We start from the raw sequence: 14,212 nt of genomic DNA on the forward strand, positions 1-14,212 counted from the left end.
GCCATGACGTGTCCCTGCGGCCTGGGCCTCCCCTACGCCGAATGCTGCGGCCCTGCCCACAACGGCACCGCCCCGCCCACAGCCGAATCCCTGATGCGCTCCCGCTACACAGCGTTCGCCATGAACCGCCCCGACTACCTGCTCAGCACCTGGCATCCGGACACCCGCCCGGCCACCATCGAGCCCGACCCCGGCACGCAATGGACGGGTTTGACGGTGCTCGCGGCCCGCGGCGGCCTGCTCGACACCGAGGGCGAGGTCGAGTTCGTGGCCCGCTACCTCACCGCCGGCCGCCGCGCCCGCGTCCAGGAACGCAGCCGCTTCCTCCGCCACGACTCCAAGTGGGTCTATTGGGGGGCCCTCTAGATCAAAGTCAACGTCCGGCCAGATCAAAGTCAACTTCATGCTCAGGTACGAGCGACCAACACCCCAACCGCAACACCGATCCGACGTGGCACCCCGCGGCCGGCCGGCCTGGCACGGCCGTGAACGCGCCTTTCGCGTGACCGGTCACTCCAGCCAGCCACCCGCCGCGGCCCCGGCGACCGAGCCGTCGGGCAACGCGCATGGCGCCGCGGTCAGACGACCCGCGTGACGGCGCTGTCGGCGACGCGGGTGGTGGCGAGGTCAGGCGACGCGGGTGGTGGCCTTGATCAAGGTGTTGAGGGTCGTGCGCTGCCAGGGGCCGGAAGTGATGACCACGGCGTGGTCCAGGCCCAGGTCGGTGAGGCGGGTGAGCTGGGCGGTGATGTCGTCGATGGTGGCGGTGGGAAGGACCCGGGTGCTGATGGTCTTGTCGATCTCGGCCGGGTCGCGGTTCTCGGTGTCGCAGTGGCGGGCCAGGACGTCGAGCTTGTGGCGCACCGTGCGGCCGCCGTCGGGGATGTCGAAGATGTTGCAGGCCTGGGCGTAGCGGGCCACCAGGCGCAGGGTCTTCTGTTCGCCGGCGCCGCCGATCAGGATGGGCGGATGGGGGCGGGTCGCCGGCAACGGGCGGCCGATCGGATTCTGGGCGCTGACGTGCGTACCCGTGAAGGGTTGGTCGTTGCCGGACCACATCTGGAGGGCGAGCCGGACGGTCTCCTCGACCTGCTCGAAACGCTCCGCCGTGGCCGGCAACGGCAGGCCCATCATGGTCGCCTCGCCCTGGTGGTAGCCCGCGCCCAGCCCCAGCCAGGCCCGGCCGCCGGAGAGCACGTCGATGGTCGTGACCGCCTTCACCAACAGTGCCGGCGGGCGGAATGACACCGCGGTGACCATCGCGCCCAGGCGGATCCGCTCGGTGATCGCGGTGAGGTGACCGAGCGTCGCATACGCCTCGAGCATCGGGTCGGTCGGCTCGGTGCCGGGTTCGGCCTGCACCAGGTGGTCGGCGACCCAGAGCGTGTCGAGACCGCCCTCGTCCGCCTGCCGCGCGATCGCGTCCAGCTCGTTGACGGCCGGCCAGGTGAAATTGGTGACGCCCAGGCTCACTCGCATGCCCCGCTCCAATCCTAGAGTCACCCTAACTTTAGAGCGACCCTGCTAAGATTGGCCAGTGGGATTGCGGGAGCTGAAGAAGGAGCGCACCCGACAGCTGATCAGCGAGTCGGCGAACCGGCTGTTCGCCGAGCGCGGCTTCGACGCCGTCCGGGTGGCCGAGGTGGCCCGCGCCGCGGAGGTGTCCGAGGCGACGGTGTTCAACTACTTCCCGGCCAAGGAAGACCTGTTCTTCGCCGGGCTCGACGACTTCGGCGACCGTCTGGTGGCGGCCGTCCATGATCGACCGCCCGGCGAGCCGGTCCTCACCGCGTGCCGCCGCGAGCTGCTCCACGGCAACCGCTGGCTCGAGGCGATCGACGCCGGCGACACGACCGCGCGCGACCGGGCCCGGACGATCGGCCGGGTGATCGCCGGCAGCCCCACCCTGCGGGCCCGGGAGCGCCTCGCCCTCGACCGCATCGCCGCCGCGCTGACCGCCGAGCTGGGCGGCACCTTCGAGGCCCAGGTGATGGCCGGCGCGATCGCGGCCCTGCACGCGGCCCAGATCCGGCTGACCCGCGAGCTGGCCGCCGACGGCGAACCGGGCAACCTGGCCGCGACCGCCCACGAGCAGGCCGCCCGAGCCTTCGACCTGCTGTCCACCGGTTTCGGCGCGCGCTGACGCTCTACTTGCGCCAGTTCTCGAGGCGGATGGCGGCGCGGGCGGCCAGGTGTTCGGTGTCGGCGCGGTCGGCCGAGCCCGATTCCCAGCCGGTGTCGCTGACCACGGCGACGGCGTCGCCGACCCGGATGGCGCTGAAGTAGACGCGGTGCAGCGAGCCGTCGCCCGCCGGGACGCCCTCGTCGGTCATGGCCGGGTGGTTCCGTTCGATCAGCAGCGACTCGTCGCCCGCGCCGAGCGGGCCACGCGACACGTTCTTGTCGTTCTTCGGGGACGGGCAGTCGCGGACGGCCGCGCGGAGGTCGTCCATGAACTGCTCGGCGCCGTCCCCGCGGAAGACCATGATGTCCTCGAAGACGGCCGACTTCGGGGTCGAGTCGGGCGGCGCGTCGGCGGATCGGTAGTACATCAGCTGGGTGGCCCGGATGCCGAGGTCGCCTCGCTGCTCGTACCCGTTCCCGCAGAATTCCGGCAGGTCGTGATCGCCGGCGCCCTGGCGCTCGGGGGTGCCGCCCTCGCCGGGAGCGTCCGACGCCTGGAGGAAGGCGCGCGCGGGGATCGACGACGGGATCTCGGGCGTCTCGGGCGTTTCCGGTGGCGGCGATGACTTCGACGTGGTCGACGGGGTCGATCTCGCCGGCGCCACGGCGGACGGGGAGGGCGACGGTGATGGCGACGTCAGGGTCGGGCTGGCCGCGGGCACCGGTGGTGGTTCGTCCCGGTCGGGGCCGGCGAGCACCATCCGGGCGCCGACGGTCACGCCGGTGACCAGCACGATCACGGCGGCCGCGCCGGCCACGGCCCGGGACAGGGTCTGCCGGTCGCCGCGGCGGCGGACGGCCCGCGCCGGCGCGAGCTGGGCCCGGTCGGCGTCCGCGGACAGGGAGGCGAAGGCGCGCTCCAGATCATTCGACATCGTGCGCCTCCAGAAGCGTCTTCTCGTGCGCCGGGCCCGGCGCCAGGATCGCGGCGAGCTCCAGCCGCCCGCGGCGCAGCCACGAGGTGACGGTGCCGACCGCCACCCCGGTCTCGGCGGCGATGTCGTTCACCGGCATGTCGTACAGGTAGAAGAGGACCACGGCCTGCCGCAGGTTCATCGGGAGCTTGCGCAGGGCAGAGCCGAGGAGTACGGACGTTTCGCCCGGTGGGGCCGCGGGTTCAGGCGGTCCGGTACGGATCAGAGCCGCCCGCCACCCACTCAGCCTGCGCCACCGATCGGTGGCCAGCCGGTTGACCGTCAGCCGCACCCAGGCCTCGGGCGCCGGATGATCGGCCACCGTCCGCCAGTGCCGTCAGGCCCGGGTGTACGCCTCCTGCACCACGTCCTGCGCATCGCCGAGATCCCCGACCATCGCGTACCCGTACCGCACCATGCGCGCGGAGGTGTCCCGGTAGAACTCGTCGAAGGCCTCGCTGTCCCGCATCCCCGCTCCCCCCGCTCGCCTCTTCAGCTAACGGGCCACCCCGGCGGTTTGCTGCACCTTTTCACGAACCACCTATTCGGGCGTCCGCGCCTCCGGCGTTCGCCGAGTACGCCCACCCGCCTCACCGCGATCCCGAGTTCCACGGTCACCGGGGCCGCCGAGGACTGCCCTCAATCGCGTTGAACAGCGGAAACGCCGCCACTGAGAGACCCGTCGGCCACGACGAGCCCATCGGCTCGCCGATTTTGGGCTTGCGCGCACGGACCCGGAAGGGCTCGGGCCATCTCCGATGGGCCCCAACCCGTAGCCCGCGGGAGCATACGATCCGTACCCCGACGAACGCGGGAAACAAAGCCCTTTGAACTTGATCTTGGCCTTGAAGGCGCCAATCGCGAAGATCGCGGCCGGAAGCGGCAGCTACGACAGGATCAGGCGCAGCGAGCGCTGGACGTGCACGGTCCAGACGGTCACCAGCTCGCGGGCCACGGACAGGCGGGTCGGCGCCGGGTCCGATGCGCGCCACGTGCTGATCACGGTCATGGCGGAAATTCTGGCCGCGCCGGGGCAGCGAACGGGTCGCGGCCCCGGCGCAGGTGGGTTGCATCACCCGGCGTCACCAGAAGAGTGTTACCGGATGGTGACCGTGGCGTTCAGGTTGTTCAGGCCGGTGCTCGCGTCCCAGGTGCCCTGGTTGGCGAGGCGGATCGAGTACTCCGGCCGGGTGGCCAGCAGCGGGTCGGGCAGTTCCAGGTACAGCTGGTACTGACCGGTCGGCAGGGACGAGGGAACGGCCACCGACTGGTTGATCGACGCCGTGGCGCCGGCCGCCCAGGTTCGCGGGTCCGAGGAGAGGGCCAGCCGCGTCAGCGCCCCACTGGACGCGTTGCGCAGCACCAGTTTCACGTTGCGCGGGTTGTACGGCGCGGCGTAGCCCTCGTTGCGGACGCCGATGGTGACCGGCAAGGCGCCGCCGCGGGTGGCCGAGGCGGGGTAGGTGCCCGAGGTCAGCGCCAGGCGGTAGCCGAGTTTCCGGGTGACATCGGTGATGCAGGAGGTCCAGGTGTTGAGGACGTCCCGGTTGTAGTCGGTGTTCAGGTACGACCAGTGGAAGCCGGCCAGCTCGGCCGTCGCCGTCGGGCACTGGGAGCGCGGCGGGTTGACCACGCAGGTCTCGCCGCCCATCGGCACCCGGAGCGTGTCCTGCTGGAGGTACGGGTATTCGACCGACGGGTTCTCGTACGTGCCGAAGTCGTCGGGGCTGGCCAGGAAGCAGTCGTTGTGGTGGCCGATCCGCGGCACCGTGGTCGAGGTTCCGTACATCGTGCGCTTGAACTTGGGGGTGCGCAGCTGGATGGCCCTCGACGAGGGGACCACGCTCAGCAGCTTGTCGGTGACCGCCTTCCGGTCCCGCCAGTTCTGCTCGTTGATCACGCCCTCGTCGCCGAAGTTCCGGGTGTCCCACCACTCGCCCCAGGTGCCGATCATGCCGGCCTGCACGACCGAGATCACGTCGGCGTTGTTCCGCAGGTAGGGCGCGAGCTGGTCGAGGTGCGACGACACCTGCGCGGGGGTCGCGTCGGCGTCGTCCGAGTCGGTGTACGCGAACCGGAGGACGACCTTCAGGCCGGCCCGGCGAACGGTGTCCAGCTGCGACTGGAGGTGCGCCAGGGCCGCCGGCGCGATCGGTGAGGTGCGGTAGGAACGCAGGTAGAAGATGCACATCACCAGGGAGATGGACTGGGACGTCCGGTAGGACCGCAGCGTCGCCTCGTCGAAGGTGGACGAGTCGCAGTCACCGGTGTGGTGGTAGAAGCCCCGCTCGGGATTGGCGAAGACCTCGGTCGACGGTGGGTAGGAGACGTTGGAGCATAACGACGATCCGGTGAGCAGAGACGCGAGTAGAGCGACAGTGGCGATGATCTTCATTGCCTCACCCCTTTATTCCGGTCTGTGCGATGCCCTGGATGAACTGCCGTTGCAGGAACACGAAAACGACGATGACCGGCAGCGACGCGAGCAGCGAGCCGGCCATCAGCACGGGGTAGTCGGTCTGGTACTGGCCCTGGAGTGACGCGAGCCCGGCCGACAGCGTCATCGTCGACGGATCGCTGTTCACCACCAGCGGCCAGAAAAGGTCGTTCCAGGACCAGAGAAGCGTGAGTACGGCCAGCGCGACCAGCCCCGGCCGCGCCAGCGGGAGGACGATCGACCAGTAGATGCGCAACGGCCCGGCGCCGTCGATGCGGGCCGCCTCCTCCAGCTCGACCGGCAGGCTGAGGAAGAACTGCCGCAGCAGGAACACGCCGAACGCGCTGAACAGGCCGGGCACGATCAGCGCCTGGAGACTGTTGAGCCAGCCGAGATCGGACATGATCTGGTACTGCGGGATGATGAACAGCTGCGGCGGCACCATCAGCACGCTGAGGATGACCGCGAACAGCACGCGCTTGCCGGGGAAACGCAGCCGCGCGAAGGCGTAGGCCGCCATCGAACAGAACAGAACCTGTCCGAGGGTACGCGCCAGCGCCATGATCACCGTGTTGAGGAACTGGGTCCCGAACGGCAACAGGTCGAAGACCCGCCCGTAGTTGGCCCAGTGTCCCTCCGGCAGCAGCGAGGGTGGCACGGCCGTGGCGGCGGACAGCGTCTTGAGCGACGTGATGATCTGCCAGACGAACGGCACGACCATGGCCAGCGACGCCGCGATCAGCACGGTGTGCAGCAGGGCGCGCCTAGGCATAGTGCACCCACCGGCGCTGGAGGCGGAACTGCACCGCGGTCAGGATCACGATGATCAGCAGGAGCAGCATCACGATCGCGGCCGCGTACCCCCGGTCGTTGGTCACGAAGGCCCGGTCGTAGAAGAGCTGGACCACCGTCTGCAGGCGGGGGAAGGCCGGGTTGGCCCGCGCCGACGCGCCCGAGCCGGCGATGACGAAGACCAGGTCGAAGAGCTGCAGCGACCCGATCACCGAGATCACCGAGACGAAGAACGCGGTCGGCGACAGCAGCGGCAGGGTGATCCGGAAGAACTGCCGGACCGGGCCGGCGCCGTCCAGCGAGGCGGCCTCGTAGTAGTCGGCCGGGATGGACTGCATGCCGGCCAGCAGGATGATCATGTTGTAGCCGATGCTGCTCCAGACCCCGATCACGACCAGCGCGTAGAGGGCGGTGTCAGGGTCGGCGATCCAGTTCGGCCCATCCACGCCGACCAGCGACAACCCGTAGTTGATCAGGCCGTAGTCGCCGTTGTAGAGCCAGCGCCAGACCATCGCCACGGCCACCGGCATGGTCACGTACGGCAGGAAGAACAGGGTGCGGTAGACGCCGACCCCCCACATCTTCCGGTTGAGCAGCGCCGCGAACACCATCGCGAGCGGGATCGAGAGCAGACCCAGGGCGGTGTACGTGAAGGTGTTGACCAGCGCCCGGCCCAGTTCCGGGTCGCCGGCCAGCCGCACGTAGTTGTCGAGCCCGGACCACTCGTGGCCGCCGAACGCGCCCCACTCGGTGAACGAGAAGTAGGCGGTCTGCAGCACCGGCCACAGGTAGAAGACCCCGAGCCCGAGGGCCGTGGGCGCGATCAACGCGTACGCCCACAGCGCCTCGGACACCCGGTCCTTGCGACGTGCCACCCTCACTCCTTGGCGAGCAGGTCGTTCATCGCCTTGGCCAGTTCGACCGACGCCTGGTCGACCGGCTGCTGCCCGTTCCAGGCCTTGGTGAGGTAGGTCAGCTCGGCCTCGTTCCAGGCGGCGGTGTTCTTGGAGACCGGGAACGGCACCGCGTAGCTCACCGAGTCGAGGAAGGTCTGGAGCTTCAGGTTCGGGTACTTGGCCACCCAGGCCTGCTGGGTGCCGTTGTACGCGGGGATCGGCCCGGTCTTGCCGAGGATCTCCGCCGCCTCCTTGGAGCCGAGGTACTTGACGAACTCCCACGCCTGGTCGGGGTGCTCGCTCTTGGCGCCGACCACGTTCGACACGCCGTGGATGATGGTCGCCTGCTTCTCACCCTTGGGCAGCGGCGCCACGTCGACCTTGTCCTTGGCGTAGTCGTTCCCGGTGAACTCGGAGACGTTCCACGACCCGCCCCAGTACATGGCCACCTTGCCCGACTCGAAGAGCTGGAGCGGCACCGTGTCGGTCATCGTCTTGAGGTCGGGCGACTGCTTCTTGTCGAGCAGGTCGGTCCAGAACTTCAGGCCGGCGATGGTCTTCGGGTCGTCGTACCCGGACTTCTTGCCGTCCGGCGAGATCACGTAGCCGCCGGCCTGGGCGATGGTGTTGTACTGGTATTCCTGGAAGCTGGTCAGCTCGGCCGCGGTGCCGTAGACGCCGGCCTTGGCGTCGGTCAGCTTCGCCGCCGCGTCCTGGAAGTCGGCCCAGGTCCAGCCGTCCTTCGGGTACGCCACCTTCTTCGCGTCGAAGAGCTTCTTGTTGTACCAGACGCCGATGGTGTCCATGTCCTTCGGCAGCCCGTACTGCTTGCCGTCGAAGGTGTAGAGGTCGACCAGCGCCTTGGGGTAGACCGACGCGTCGACCTGCTCCGGGTTGGGCGCGATGACCTTGTTGGAGGCGTACAGCTGGAAGTTGGGGCCGTTCATCCAGAACACGTCGGGGGCGGCGCCCCCGGTGACCGCGGCCTTCAGCTTGGTCCAGTAGCCCTCCCAGGGCGTGAGCTGGACATTGACGGTGACGTTGGGGTGCGTCTTGGTGAACGCCGTGGCCAGCTCCTGCATGGCCGGCTGCTGGTTCACGTCCCAGACGCCGTAGGTCAGGGTGACCTTCTCGTTGGGGTCGGCCGCTTTGTCGTCCCCGCCGGAGCAGGCGCCGGCGGTCAAGGTGAGTCCCACGGCCAGCAGGGCCGTGCCACAAAGTTTCAAATTCAGAAATATCCTGGAGCCCATGGAAATTATTTAGTGCACTGCGACGCCGATCACAAGGCACTCGGGGCAAACGGTCATCCTCGAATGAGCGAGAAGCGGTCCTCGGCCGAGTCCAGGGCGAGCTTGGCGGCGCCCAGCGCCACCCCCTCGTCGGCCAGGGTCGAGACCCGGATCTCCGGCGTACGCAGGACCCAGCGGTCCAGTTCCTGACGCAGCGGCCCGATCAGCACGTCGGCCGACCGGGAGAACCCGCCGCCGATCACCACCAGCTCCGGGTCGAGCGTCAGGACCAGCGCGGACACGCCCAGCGCGAGGTCTTTCACGTAGCGCCGGACGGCGGCCAGCGCGGCCCGGTCACCGGCTCGCGCCGCAGCGAAGATGTCGCTCCCGCTCGGCCACGCGGCCAGGTGGTCGGGCGCCCGCTTCCAGCCCACCACGGGCAGCGCGCCGAGCTCGCCGGCGCCCTGGGCGAACCCGCGGTGCAGCCGGCCGCCGATGATCAGGCCGGCCCCGGTGCGCCAGCCGGACAGGATGAAGACCAGGTCGGAGACATACCGGGCGACCCCCCGCCAGGTCTCGGCCAGGGCCGCCAGCTTGCTGTCGTTCTCGACCAGCACCCGGCCCGGCACCAGCCGGGACACGTGCGCGGCGAGGTCGATCCCGGTCCACTCGGGCAGCGCGTCGGACAGCAGCACCCGGCCCGAGCCGTCGACCCAGCCGGTGGTCGCCACCCCGGTCGCCCACAACCGGTCGGCGATCGGCCCGGCCTCGCGCAGCACCCCGGTGACGGCCCGGTCGACCGCGGCCAGCCGTTCCCGCCGGCCCAGGTCGGTGGTCACCTCGACCCGCCGGCTGTGCAGCACCGTGCCGTCCAGGTCGGTGACCAGGGCCAGCACCTTGTGGCCGCCGACGTCGACGCCGAGCAGGTGGCCGGCGCCGGCGTTGAAGCGGTACCGCCGGGCCGGGCGGCCCACCCCGCCCGCCGCCGGTTCGACCTCGGTCACCCAGCCCAGATCGAGCAGCTCACGCACCACGTCCTCGGTCGAGGCGCGGGACAGGCCGATCCGTTTGGACAGTTCCGTCAGGGTCAGGGACGGCTCGTCCCGCAGCGTCCGGATCGCGCTGTGCGCGTTGAGCTGACGGAGGCGGGAGAGATCCCCGCCGGCGAGATGCGCGGTCAACGTGTCCCCTTGGCGTACGGCCGTCTCGGTGCTTTTAATGGAGTCCTTGTTAATTAAACGCGAAGGGACGCCATGTCTGCGGTGACTCTAGCTCTCGTCGGGGCCGGCCTTCGGGGTCAGGCGTACGCACGGCACGCCGTCTCGACCGGTGACGCGCGTGTCGTCGCCGTCGCCGAGCCCGACCCCGGCCGCCGCACGGCCGCCGCCGCCGAATTCGGCATCGCGCCCGAGTTCGTCTTCGACTCCTGGTCCGGCCTGGTCGCCGAGCCCCGGCTGGCCGACGCGGCGATCGTCGCGACCCAGGACCGGATGCACCGCGACCCCGCGGTCCGGCTCGCCGACCTCGGCTACCACCTGCTCATCGAGAAGCCGCTGGCGCCGACCGAGGAGGACGCGGCGGCCATCGTCGAGGCGGCGGTGCGCAACAAGGTGATCGCCGCGGTCTGTCACGTGATGCGCTACACGCCCTACACCCGGCTGGTCAAGGGCCTGCTGGACACCGGGCGGATCGGGAAACTGGTCAGCGTGCAACACCTGGAGCCGGTCGGCTGGTGGCACTTCGCGCACTCGTTCGTGCGCGGCAACTGGCGCAACACCGAGGAGTCCGGTCCGCTGCTGCTGACCAAGTGCTGCCACGACATCGACTGGCTGGTGCACCTGTTCGGGCAGCTGCCCGAGCGGGTGTCGTCGTTCGGCAGCCTCAGCCACTTCCGGCCGTCCGAGCGCCCGGCCGGCGCGGCCGATCGGTGCCTCGACTGCTCGGTCGAGTCGACCTGCCCGTACTCGGCCAAGCGGCGCTACGAGCAGGCCCTGGCCGACCCGGACGACCACTTCTGGCCGCTGGGCGCGGTCACCCCGATCGCCACCGAGGAGTCGCTGCGGACGGCGCTGCGCGAGGGCCCGTACGGCCGCTGCGTCTACGCCTGCGACAACGACGTGGTCGACCACCAGGTGGTGAACCTGGCCTTCCCGGACGGCGCGACCTGCTCGTTCACGGTCAGCGCGTTCACCCCGATGGAACACCGCCGCACCCGGCTGCAGGGCACCCGCGGCTACCTCGACGGCGATGGCCGGCACGTGACGCTGCTCGACTTCGTCACCGGCGAGACCGAGGTGTTCGACTCCGAGGAGGCGGGCGGCTCGTCGGCGGCCGACGGGCACGGTGGCGGCGACGAGGGCCTGACCGAGGCCTTCATCGCGGCCGTGGCCGGCGGCGACCCGGCCCTGCTCCCCTCCGACCCGGTGGAGAGCCTGGCCACCCACCGCGTCGTCTGGGCCGCCGAGCAGGCCCGCCTCCGCGACGAGGTGATCCGCCTCTGAGTCTGGTGGTGGCCCAGGGCGGCATCCGGACCGCGGATACCGTCCTGGGCCACCACTACGGCTTGCGCCCTACGGCTTGCGGCCGACCGCGCCGTACTCGTCGGTCGGGCGCAGGTCTTCCGGCGGGGCGTCGGGCGACGGGCGCCAGGACGCGCACGGGACCAGGCCCGGCTCGAGCACCTCGAGGCCGGTCAGGAAGCGGGTCAGCTCGTCGGGGTGCCGCAGGTGGTACGAGAGCGGCGCGTTCGCGTTCCACACCCCGATGGCCTGCTCGAACGCCGGGCCGTCGATGACGTTGGTGCCGTCCGCGGTGACCAGGTAGCTGCCCGGGGGCAGGGCGGCCATCAGCGTGTGGGCGATCTCGTCGGCCCGGTCGAGGTCGGGGACGTGACCGAGGATGTTCATCAGGATCAGCGCGACCGGCTGGGACAGGTCGAGGGTGGTCTCGCCGGCCTTGGCGATGATGTCGGCCGGGTCGTGCAGGTCGGCGTCGAGGTACTCGGTGGCGCCCTCGTCGGTGCCGGTCAGCAGCGCCCGCGCGTGCACCAGGACCAGCGGGTCGTTGTCGACGTAGACGATCCGCGCGTCGGGCGCGACGGCCTGGGCCACCTGGTGGGTGTTCTCGGCCGTCGGCATGCCGGTGCCGATGTCGAGGAACTGGCGGATGCCCTGCTCGGCGGCGAGATGGGTGACCGCGCGCTTGAGGAACGCGCGCGACGACCGGGCGACCACCGCGATGTCCGGGTACAGCTGGGCGAACTGATCGCCGACCTGGCGGTCGACCTCGAAGTTGTCCTTGCCACCGAGCCAGTAGTTCCAGACCCGGGCGGAGTGCGGGATGGACGTGTCCAGCTTGTCGCTGACGTCGCGGTCGGTCATGACTCATGAGCGTACATGCTCCAAAAGGGATGGTGACGCACCGTGGCGCATTTCCACGACGTGGAACGTGATCCACGATTTTTCGGCGTCACGGGAAGCACTCTTTCCAATCACGACAAACGTTGACCGGCGTTCGGATCTCACCAAACATCAGACGCATCAGACCCACTCGACAAGAGGTGCTGATGAAACCGTCTGTCAGGGACATGATCTATTACGAGGTCAGCGACCACAGAATGGTGAGGGGCGAGGGTGTCTATCTCTACGACGACGCGGGCGAGGCCTATCTGGACTGTGCGTCGGCGACGTTCAACCTGAGCCTCGGCTATTCCCATCCGGCCGTCGTCGGCGCCGTTCAGAAACAGGCCGAGCTGGCCATTCATCTGACCTCGACCTTCCGCAGCGACCCGGTCGACGACCTGGTCGGCAAGCTGGTCGCCTGCTCCCCGGAGAGCCTGACCAGGGTGCATCTCAAGGTGGCGGGCGGCTCGGAGGCCAACGAGGGCGCCATCAAGATGGCCCAGGCGGCCACCGGGCGGCGCGAGGTCATCACGCTGTTCCGCAGTCATCTCGGCCAGACCATGATGATGACGTCGATGTCCGGGAACGCGTTTCGGAAGGCGCCGTTCCCGCTGCTCTATCCGGGCTCGGTGCAGGTTCCCGATCCGTACTGCTATCGCTGTTTCTATGGGCAGGACCGAAACACCTGCGGGCTGATGTGCGTGGACCGGCTCGACGATTTCCTGGAGTACGCGAGCGGTGGCCAGGTCGCCGCGATCGTGCTCGAGCCGATCTCCGGCAACGGCGGGAACATCGTTTCCCCGGACGGCTATCTGCCGGCGTTGCGACAGTTCTGCGACCGGCACGGTATCGCGCTGATCCTGGACGAGATCCAGACCGGGATCGGGCGTACCGGGAAAATGTTCGCAGCTCAGCACTTCGGGGTGGAACCGGACGCGATAACCGTCGGAAAAGGACTCGGCGGCAGCGGCGCCCAGGTGGCCGCGATCCTCACCGGCGAACGGCTGACCGGGCTGCCCGGGCACCACCACTCGTTCACCTACGGCGCGAACCTGCTGGCCGCCGCGGCCGCGAGCGTGACCCTGGACATCGTCGGCAAGCCGGAGTTCCTGGCCAACGTCACCGCCACCGGCGAGCGGATCATGGCCCGGCTGACCGACCTGCAGCGCCGCTTCCCGTGCATCGGGGACGTGCGCGGAGTGGGTCTGATGATCGGCGCCGAGATGATCAAGCCGGACCGGGAACCGGACGTGGCGCTGACCAACGAACTGGCCGCGCGCGCCATGGAACACGGGCTGATCCTGCGGACGTCCCGCTACGGGCACGGCAACGTGATCAAGATCCGGCCGCCGCTGATCCTCACCATGGCCCAGGCGGACGAGATCGGCGACCGCTTCGAGGCGCTGCTGCGTGCGGTGACCCGATGAGCGCTCACCTGCGTACCCTGCTTCTCGGCACCGCCCAGGCCGTGCGGACCGCCGTGCTGGACCACGCCCGGGCCGGCCTGCCCCGGCACGTCCAGGGCGACTCCCCCGGCGGCGACGCCCAGTTCGACATCGACGCCGTGGCCGAGGACGCGGTCTGGAAGCACCTGACCGAGCACGCCCCCGAGCCGGTGGCCGTCTACACCGAGGACAACATCCTGCGGACGACCGGGCCCGACCCGCGGCACGTGCTGCTCATCGACCCGATCGACGGCACCCGGCCGGCGTCCGCGGGCCTGGAGATGGCCACCGTGTCGATCGCCGCGGCGCCCCTGACCGACGATCCGACCCTCGCCGACGTCTGCGCCGCCCACCTGCTCGAACTGAAGAGCGGGAAGCGGCTCTACGCCGACGACACGCTGGCGGCGCCGCTGGAGTGGCACGGCTACGACTGGACGCTGCCCCGGCTCAGCCGGACCACCTCGATCGACCGGATGTTCTGGTCGCTGGAGTTCAACGGCCACCCGATGCGGCTGATGACCGACGCGTACGCGCACCTGGTCGACGCCAGCGCCAACACCGGCGGCATCTTCCTGTTCAACAGCGCCACGTTCTCGATCAGCCGGATCATCACCGGCCAGCTCGACGCGTACGTCGACATCGGCAACCGGGTCCTGCGCGACCACCCGGCGACCGAGAGCGACTTCCGGCGGGTCGGGCGCGGCAACATCCTGCACCTCTTCCCCTACGACATCGCGGCCGCGGTCTACCTGGCCCGCCGCGCCGGGGTGGTGGTCACCGACGCGTACGGCGAGTCGCTCGGCCCCACGCCCCTGCTGGCCGTCGACCCGGAGGCGCAGCGCTCCTGCGTGGCCGCGTCGACACCGGAACTGCACCAGGCTCTGCTCGACACGATCCGCTGGTAATGGCACGCC

General features: G+C 69.8%; 16 protein-coding genes. 5 read left to right on the top strand and 11 right to left on the bottom strand.

Annotated elements, in window-relative coordinates:
- Window positions 1-3: 3 nt before the first annotated feature.
- Window positions 4-366 carry a YchJ family metal-binding protein gene (locus AB0O15_RS36565; protein WP_364328705.1) on the top strand — a complete coding sequence of 121 codons (363 nt, stop codon included), beginning with the start codon at window positions 4-6 and terminating at the stop codon, window positions 364-366.
- Between the two features lie 261 nt (window positions 367-627).
- Here the strand turns inward: AB0O15_RS36565 and AB0O15_RS36570 are convergent, their stop codons facing one another.
- Complete coding sequence (locus AB0O15_RS36570; protein ID WP_364328708.1) at window positions 628-1,479, bottom strand: TIGR03560 family F420-dependent LLM class oxidoreductase; 852 nt, start codon at window positions 1,477-1,479, stop codon at window positions 628-630.
- Between the two features lie 58 nt (window positions 1,480-1,537).
- Between AB0O15_RS36570 and AB0O15_RS36575 the strand changes: the two genes are divergently transcribed.
- The gene (locus AB0O15_RS36575) at window positions 1,538-2,143 is read left to right on the top strand and encodes a TetR family transcriptional regulator (RefSeq protein ID WP_364328711.1); all 606 of its coding nucleotides are present in this window, start codon (window positions 1,538-1,540) and stop codon (window positions 2,141-2,143) included.
- A gap of 4 nt (window positions 2,144-2,147) precedes the next feature.
- Here the strand turns inward: AB0O15_RS36575 and AB0O15_RS36580 are convergent, their stop codons facing one another.
- The 9 genes from AB0O15_RS36580 to AB0O15_RS36620 all read right to left on the bottom strand — a co-directional run bounded on the left by AB0O15_RS36580 (window position 2,148) and on the right by AB0O15_RS36620 (window position 9,633).
- Window positions 2,148-3,059 (bottom strand): hypothetical protein, encoded by a 912-nt coding sequence (locus tag AB0O15_RS36580; protein WP_364328714.1) that lies wholly within the window; start codon window positions 3,057-3,059, stop codon window positions 2,148-2,150.
- On the bottom strand, window positions 3,049-3,420 hold the full coding sequence (locus AB0O15_RS36585) for a sigma factor-like helix-turn-helix DNA-binding protein (RefSeq protein ID WP_364328717.1): 372 nt from the start codon (window positions 3,418-3,420) through the stop codon (window positions 3,049-3,051). The genes AB0O15_RS36580 and AB0O15_RS36585 overlap by 11 nt, the downstream gene beginning before the upstream one ends.
- A 15-nt stretch (window positions 3,421-3,435) precedes the next feature.
- Window positions 3,436-3,567, bottom strand: a complete 132-nt coding sequence (locus tag AB0O15_RS36590) for a hypothetical protein (RefSeq protein ID WP_364328720.1) — start codon at window positions 3,565-3,567, stop codon at window positions 3,436-3,438.
- A 417-nt stretch (window positions 3,568-3,984) separates the two neighbouring features.
- Window positions 3,985-4,107 (bottom strand): hypothetical protein, encoded by a 123-nt coding sequence (locus AB0O15_RS36595; protein WP_364328723.1) that lies wholly within the window; start codon window positions 4,105-4,107, stop codon window positions 3,985-3,987.
- An 87-nt stretch (window positions 4,108-4,194) separates the two neighbouring features.
- On the bottom strand, window positions 4,195-5,493 hold the full coding sequence (locus AB0O15_RS36600) for a DUF4832 domain-containing protein (protein ID WP_364328726.1): 1,299 nt from the start codon (window positions 5,491-5,493) through the stop codon (window positions 4,195-4,197).
- A gap of 4 nt (window positions 5,494-5,497) precedes the next feature.
- Complete coding sequence (locus AB0O15_RS36605) at window positions 5,498-6,307, bottom strand: carbohydrate ABC transporter permease (protein ID WP_364328729.1); 810 nt, start codon at window positions 6,305-6,307, stop codon at window positions 5,498-5,500.
- A complete protein-coding gene (locus AB0O15_RS36610) occupies window positions 6,300-7,202 on the bottom strand; it encodes a sugar ABC transporter permease (protein ID WP_364328732.1) in 903 nt (300 codons plus the stop codon). The genes AB0O15_RS36605 and AB0O15_RS36610 overlap by 8 nt, the downstream gene beginning before the upstream one ends.
- Before the next feature lie 2 nt (window positions 7,203-7,204).
- Window positions 7,205-8,419 carry a sugar ABC transporter substrate-binding protein gene (locus AB0O15_RS36615; RefSeq protein ID WP_364328734.1) on the bottom strand — a complete coding sequence of 405 codons (1,215 nt, stop codon included), beginning with the start codon at window positions 8,417-8,419 and terminating at the stop codon, window positions 7,205-7,207.
- Window positions 8,420-8,526: 107 nt separating this feature from the next.
- Complete coding sequence (locus tag AB0O15_RS36620) at window positions 8,527-9,633, bottom strand: ROK family transcriptional regulator (protein WP_364328737.1); 1,107 nt, start codon at window positions 9,631-9,633, stop codon at window positions 8,527-8,529.
- Between the two features lie 72 nt (window positions 9,634-9,705).
- Here AB0O15_RS36620 and AB0O15_RS36625 point away from each other — a divergent pair, with 72 nt between their 5' ends.
- Window positions 9,706-10,953 (top strand): Gfo/Idh/MocA family oxidoreductase, encoded by a 1,248-nt coding sequence (locus AB0O15_RS36625; protein ID WP_364328740.1) that lies wholly within the window; start codon window positions 9,706-9,708, stop codon window positions 10,951-10,953.
- Window positions 10,954-11,022: 69 nt separating this feature from the next.
- Here AB0O15_RS36625 and AB0O15_RS36630 read toward each other — a convergent pair whose 3' ends face one another.
- Window positions 11,023-11,832, bottom strand: coding sequence for an SAM-dependent methyltransferase (locus AB0O15_RS36630; RefSeq protein WP_364328743.1), 810 nt, complete (start codon window positions 11,830-11,832; stop codon window positions 11,023-11,025).
- Window positions 11,833-12,038: 206 nt separating this feature from the next.
- Here AB0O15_RS36630 and AB0O15_RS36635 point away from each other — a divergent pair, with 206 nt between their 5' ends.
- Together AB0O15_RS36635 and AB0O15_RS36640 are read left to right on the top strand one after the other, a co-directional pair.
- Window positions 12,039-13,280: an aspartate aminotransferase family protein gene (locus tag AB0O15_RS36635; protein WP_364328746.1), complete on the top strand. Its 1,242-nt coding sequence runs from the start codon at window positions 12,039-12,041 to the stop codon at window positions 13,278-13,280.
- Complete coding sequence (locus AB0O15_RS36640) at window positions 13,277-14,203, top strand: inositol monophosphatase family protein (RefSeq protein WP_364328749.1); 927 nt, start codon at window positions 13,277-13,279, stop codon at window positions 14,201-14,203. The genes AB0O15_RS36635 and AB0O15_RS36640 overlap by 4 nt, the downstream gene beginning before the upstream one ends.
- Window positions 14,204-14,212 lie beyond the last annotated feature (9 nt).

Origin of the sequence: Actinoplanes sp. NPDC089786 (genome assembly GCF_040684855.1) — a bacterium.
GTDB lineage: Bacteria > Actinomycetota > Actinomycetes > Mycobacteriales > Micromonosporaceae > Actinoplanes.

Excerpts from the sequence above, each read along its gene's own strand:
- AB0O15_RS36565 (WP_364328705.1), top strand. The coding sequence starts at position 4 with ATGACGTGTCCCTGCGGCCTGGGCCTCCCCTACGCCGAATGCTGCGGC.
- AB0O15_RS36570 (WP_364328708.1), bottom strand. The coding sequence starts at position 1,479 with ATGCGAGTGAGCCTGGGCGTCACCAATTTCACCTGGCCGGCCGTCAAC.
- AB0O15_RS36580 (WP_364328714.1), bottom strand. The coding sequence starts at position 3,059 with ATGTCGAATGATCTGGAGCGCGCCTTCGCCTCCCTGTCCGCGGACGCC.
- AB0O15_RS36590 (WP_364328720.1), bottom strand. The coding sequence starts at position 3,567 with ATGCGGGACAGCGAGGCCTTCGACGAGTTCTACCGGGACACCTCCGCG.
- AB0O15_RS36595 (WP_364328723.1), bottom strand. The coding sequence starts at position 4,107 with ATGACCGTGATCAGCACGTGGCGCGCATCGGACCCGGCGCCGACCCGC.
- AB0O15_RS36600 (WP_364328726.1), bottom strand. The coding sequence starts at position 5,493 with ATGAAGATCATCGCCACTGTCGCTCTACTCGCGTCTCTGCTCACCGGA.
- AB0O15_RS36605 (WP_364328729.1), bottom strand. The coding sequence starts at position 6,307 with ATGCCTAGGCGCGCCCTGCTGCACACCGTGCTGATCGCGGCGTCGCTG.
- AB0O15_RS36625 (WP_364328740.1), top strand. The coding sequence starts at position 9,706 with ATGTCTGCGGTGACTCTAGCTCTCGTCGGGGCCGGCCTTCGGGGTCAG.
- AB0O15_RS36630 (WP_364328743.1), bottom strand. The coding sequence starts at position 11,832 with ATGACCGACCGCGACGTCAGCGACAAGCTGGACACGTCCATCCCGCAC.
- AB0O15_RS36635 (WP_364328746.1), top strand. The coding sequence starts at position 12,039 with ATGATCTATTACGAGGTCAGCGACCACAGAATGGTGAGGGGCGAGGGT.
- AB0O15_RS36640 (WP_364328749.1), top strand. The coding sequence starts at position 13,277 with ATGAGCGCTCACCTGCGTACCCTGCTTCTCGGCACCGCCCAGGCCGTG.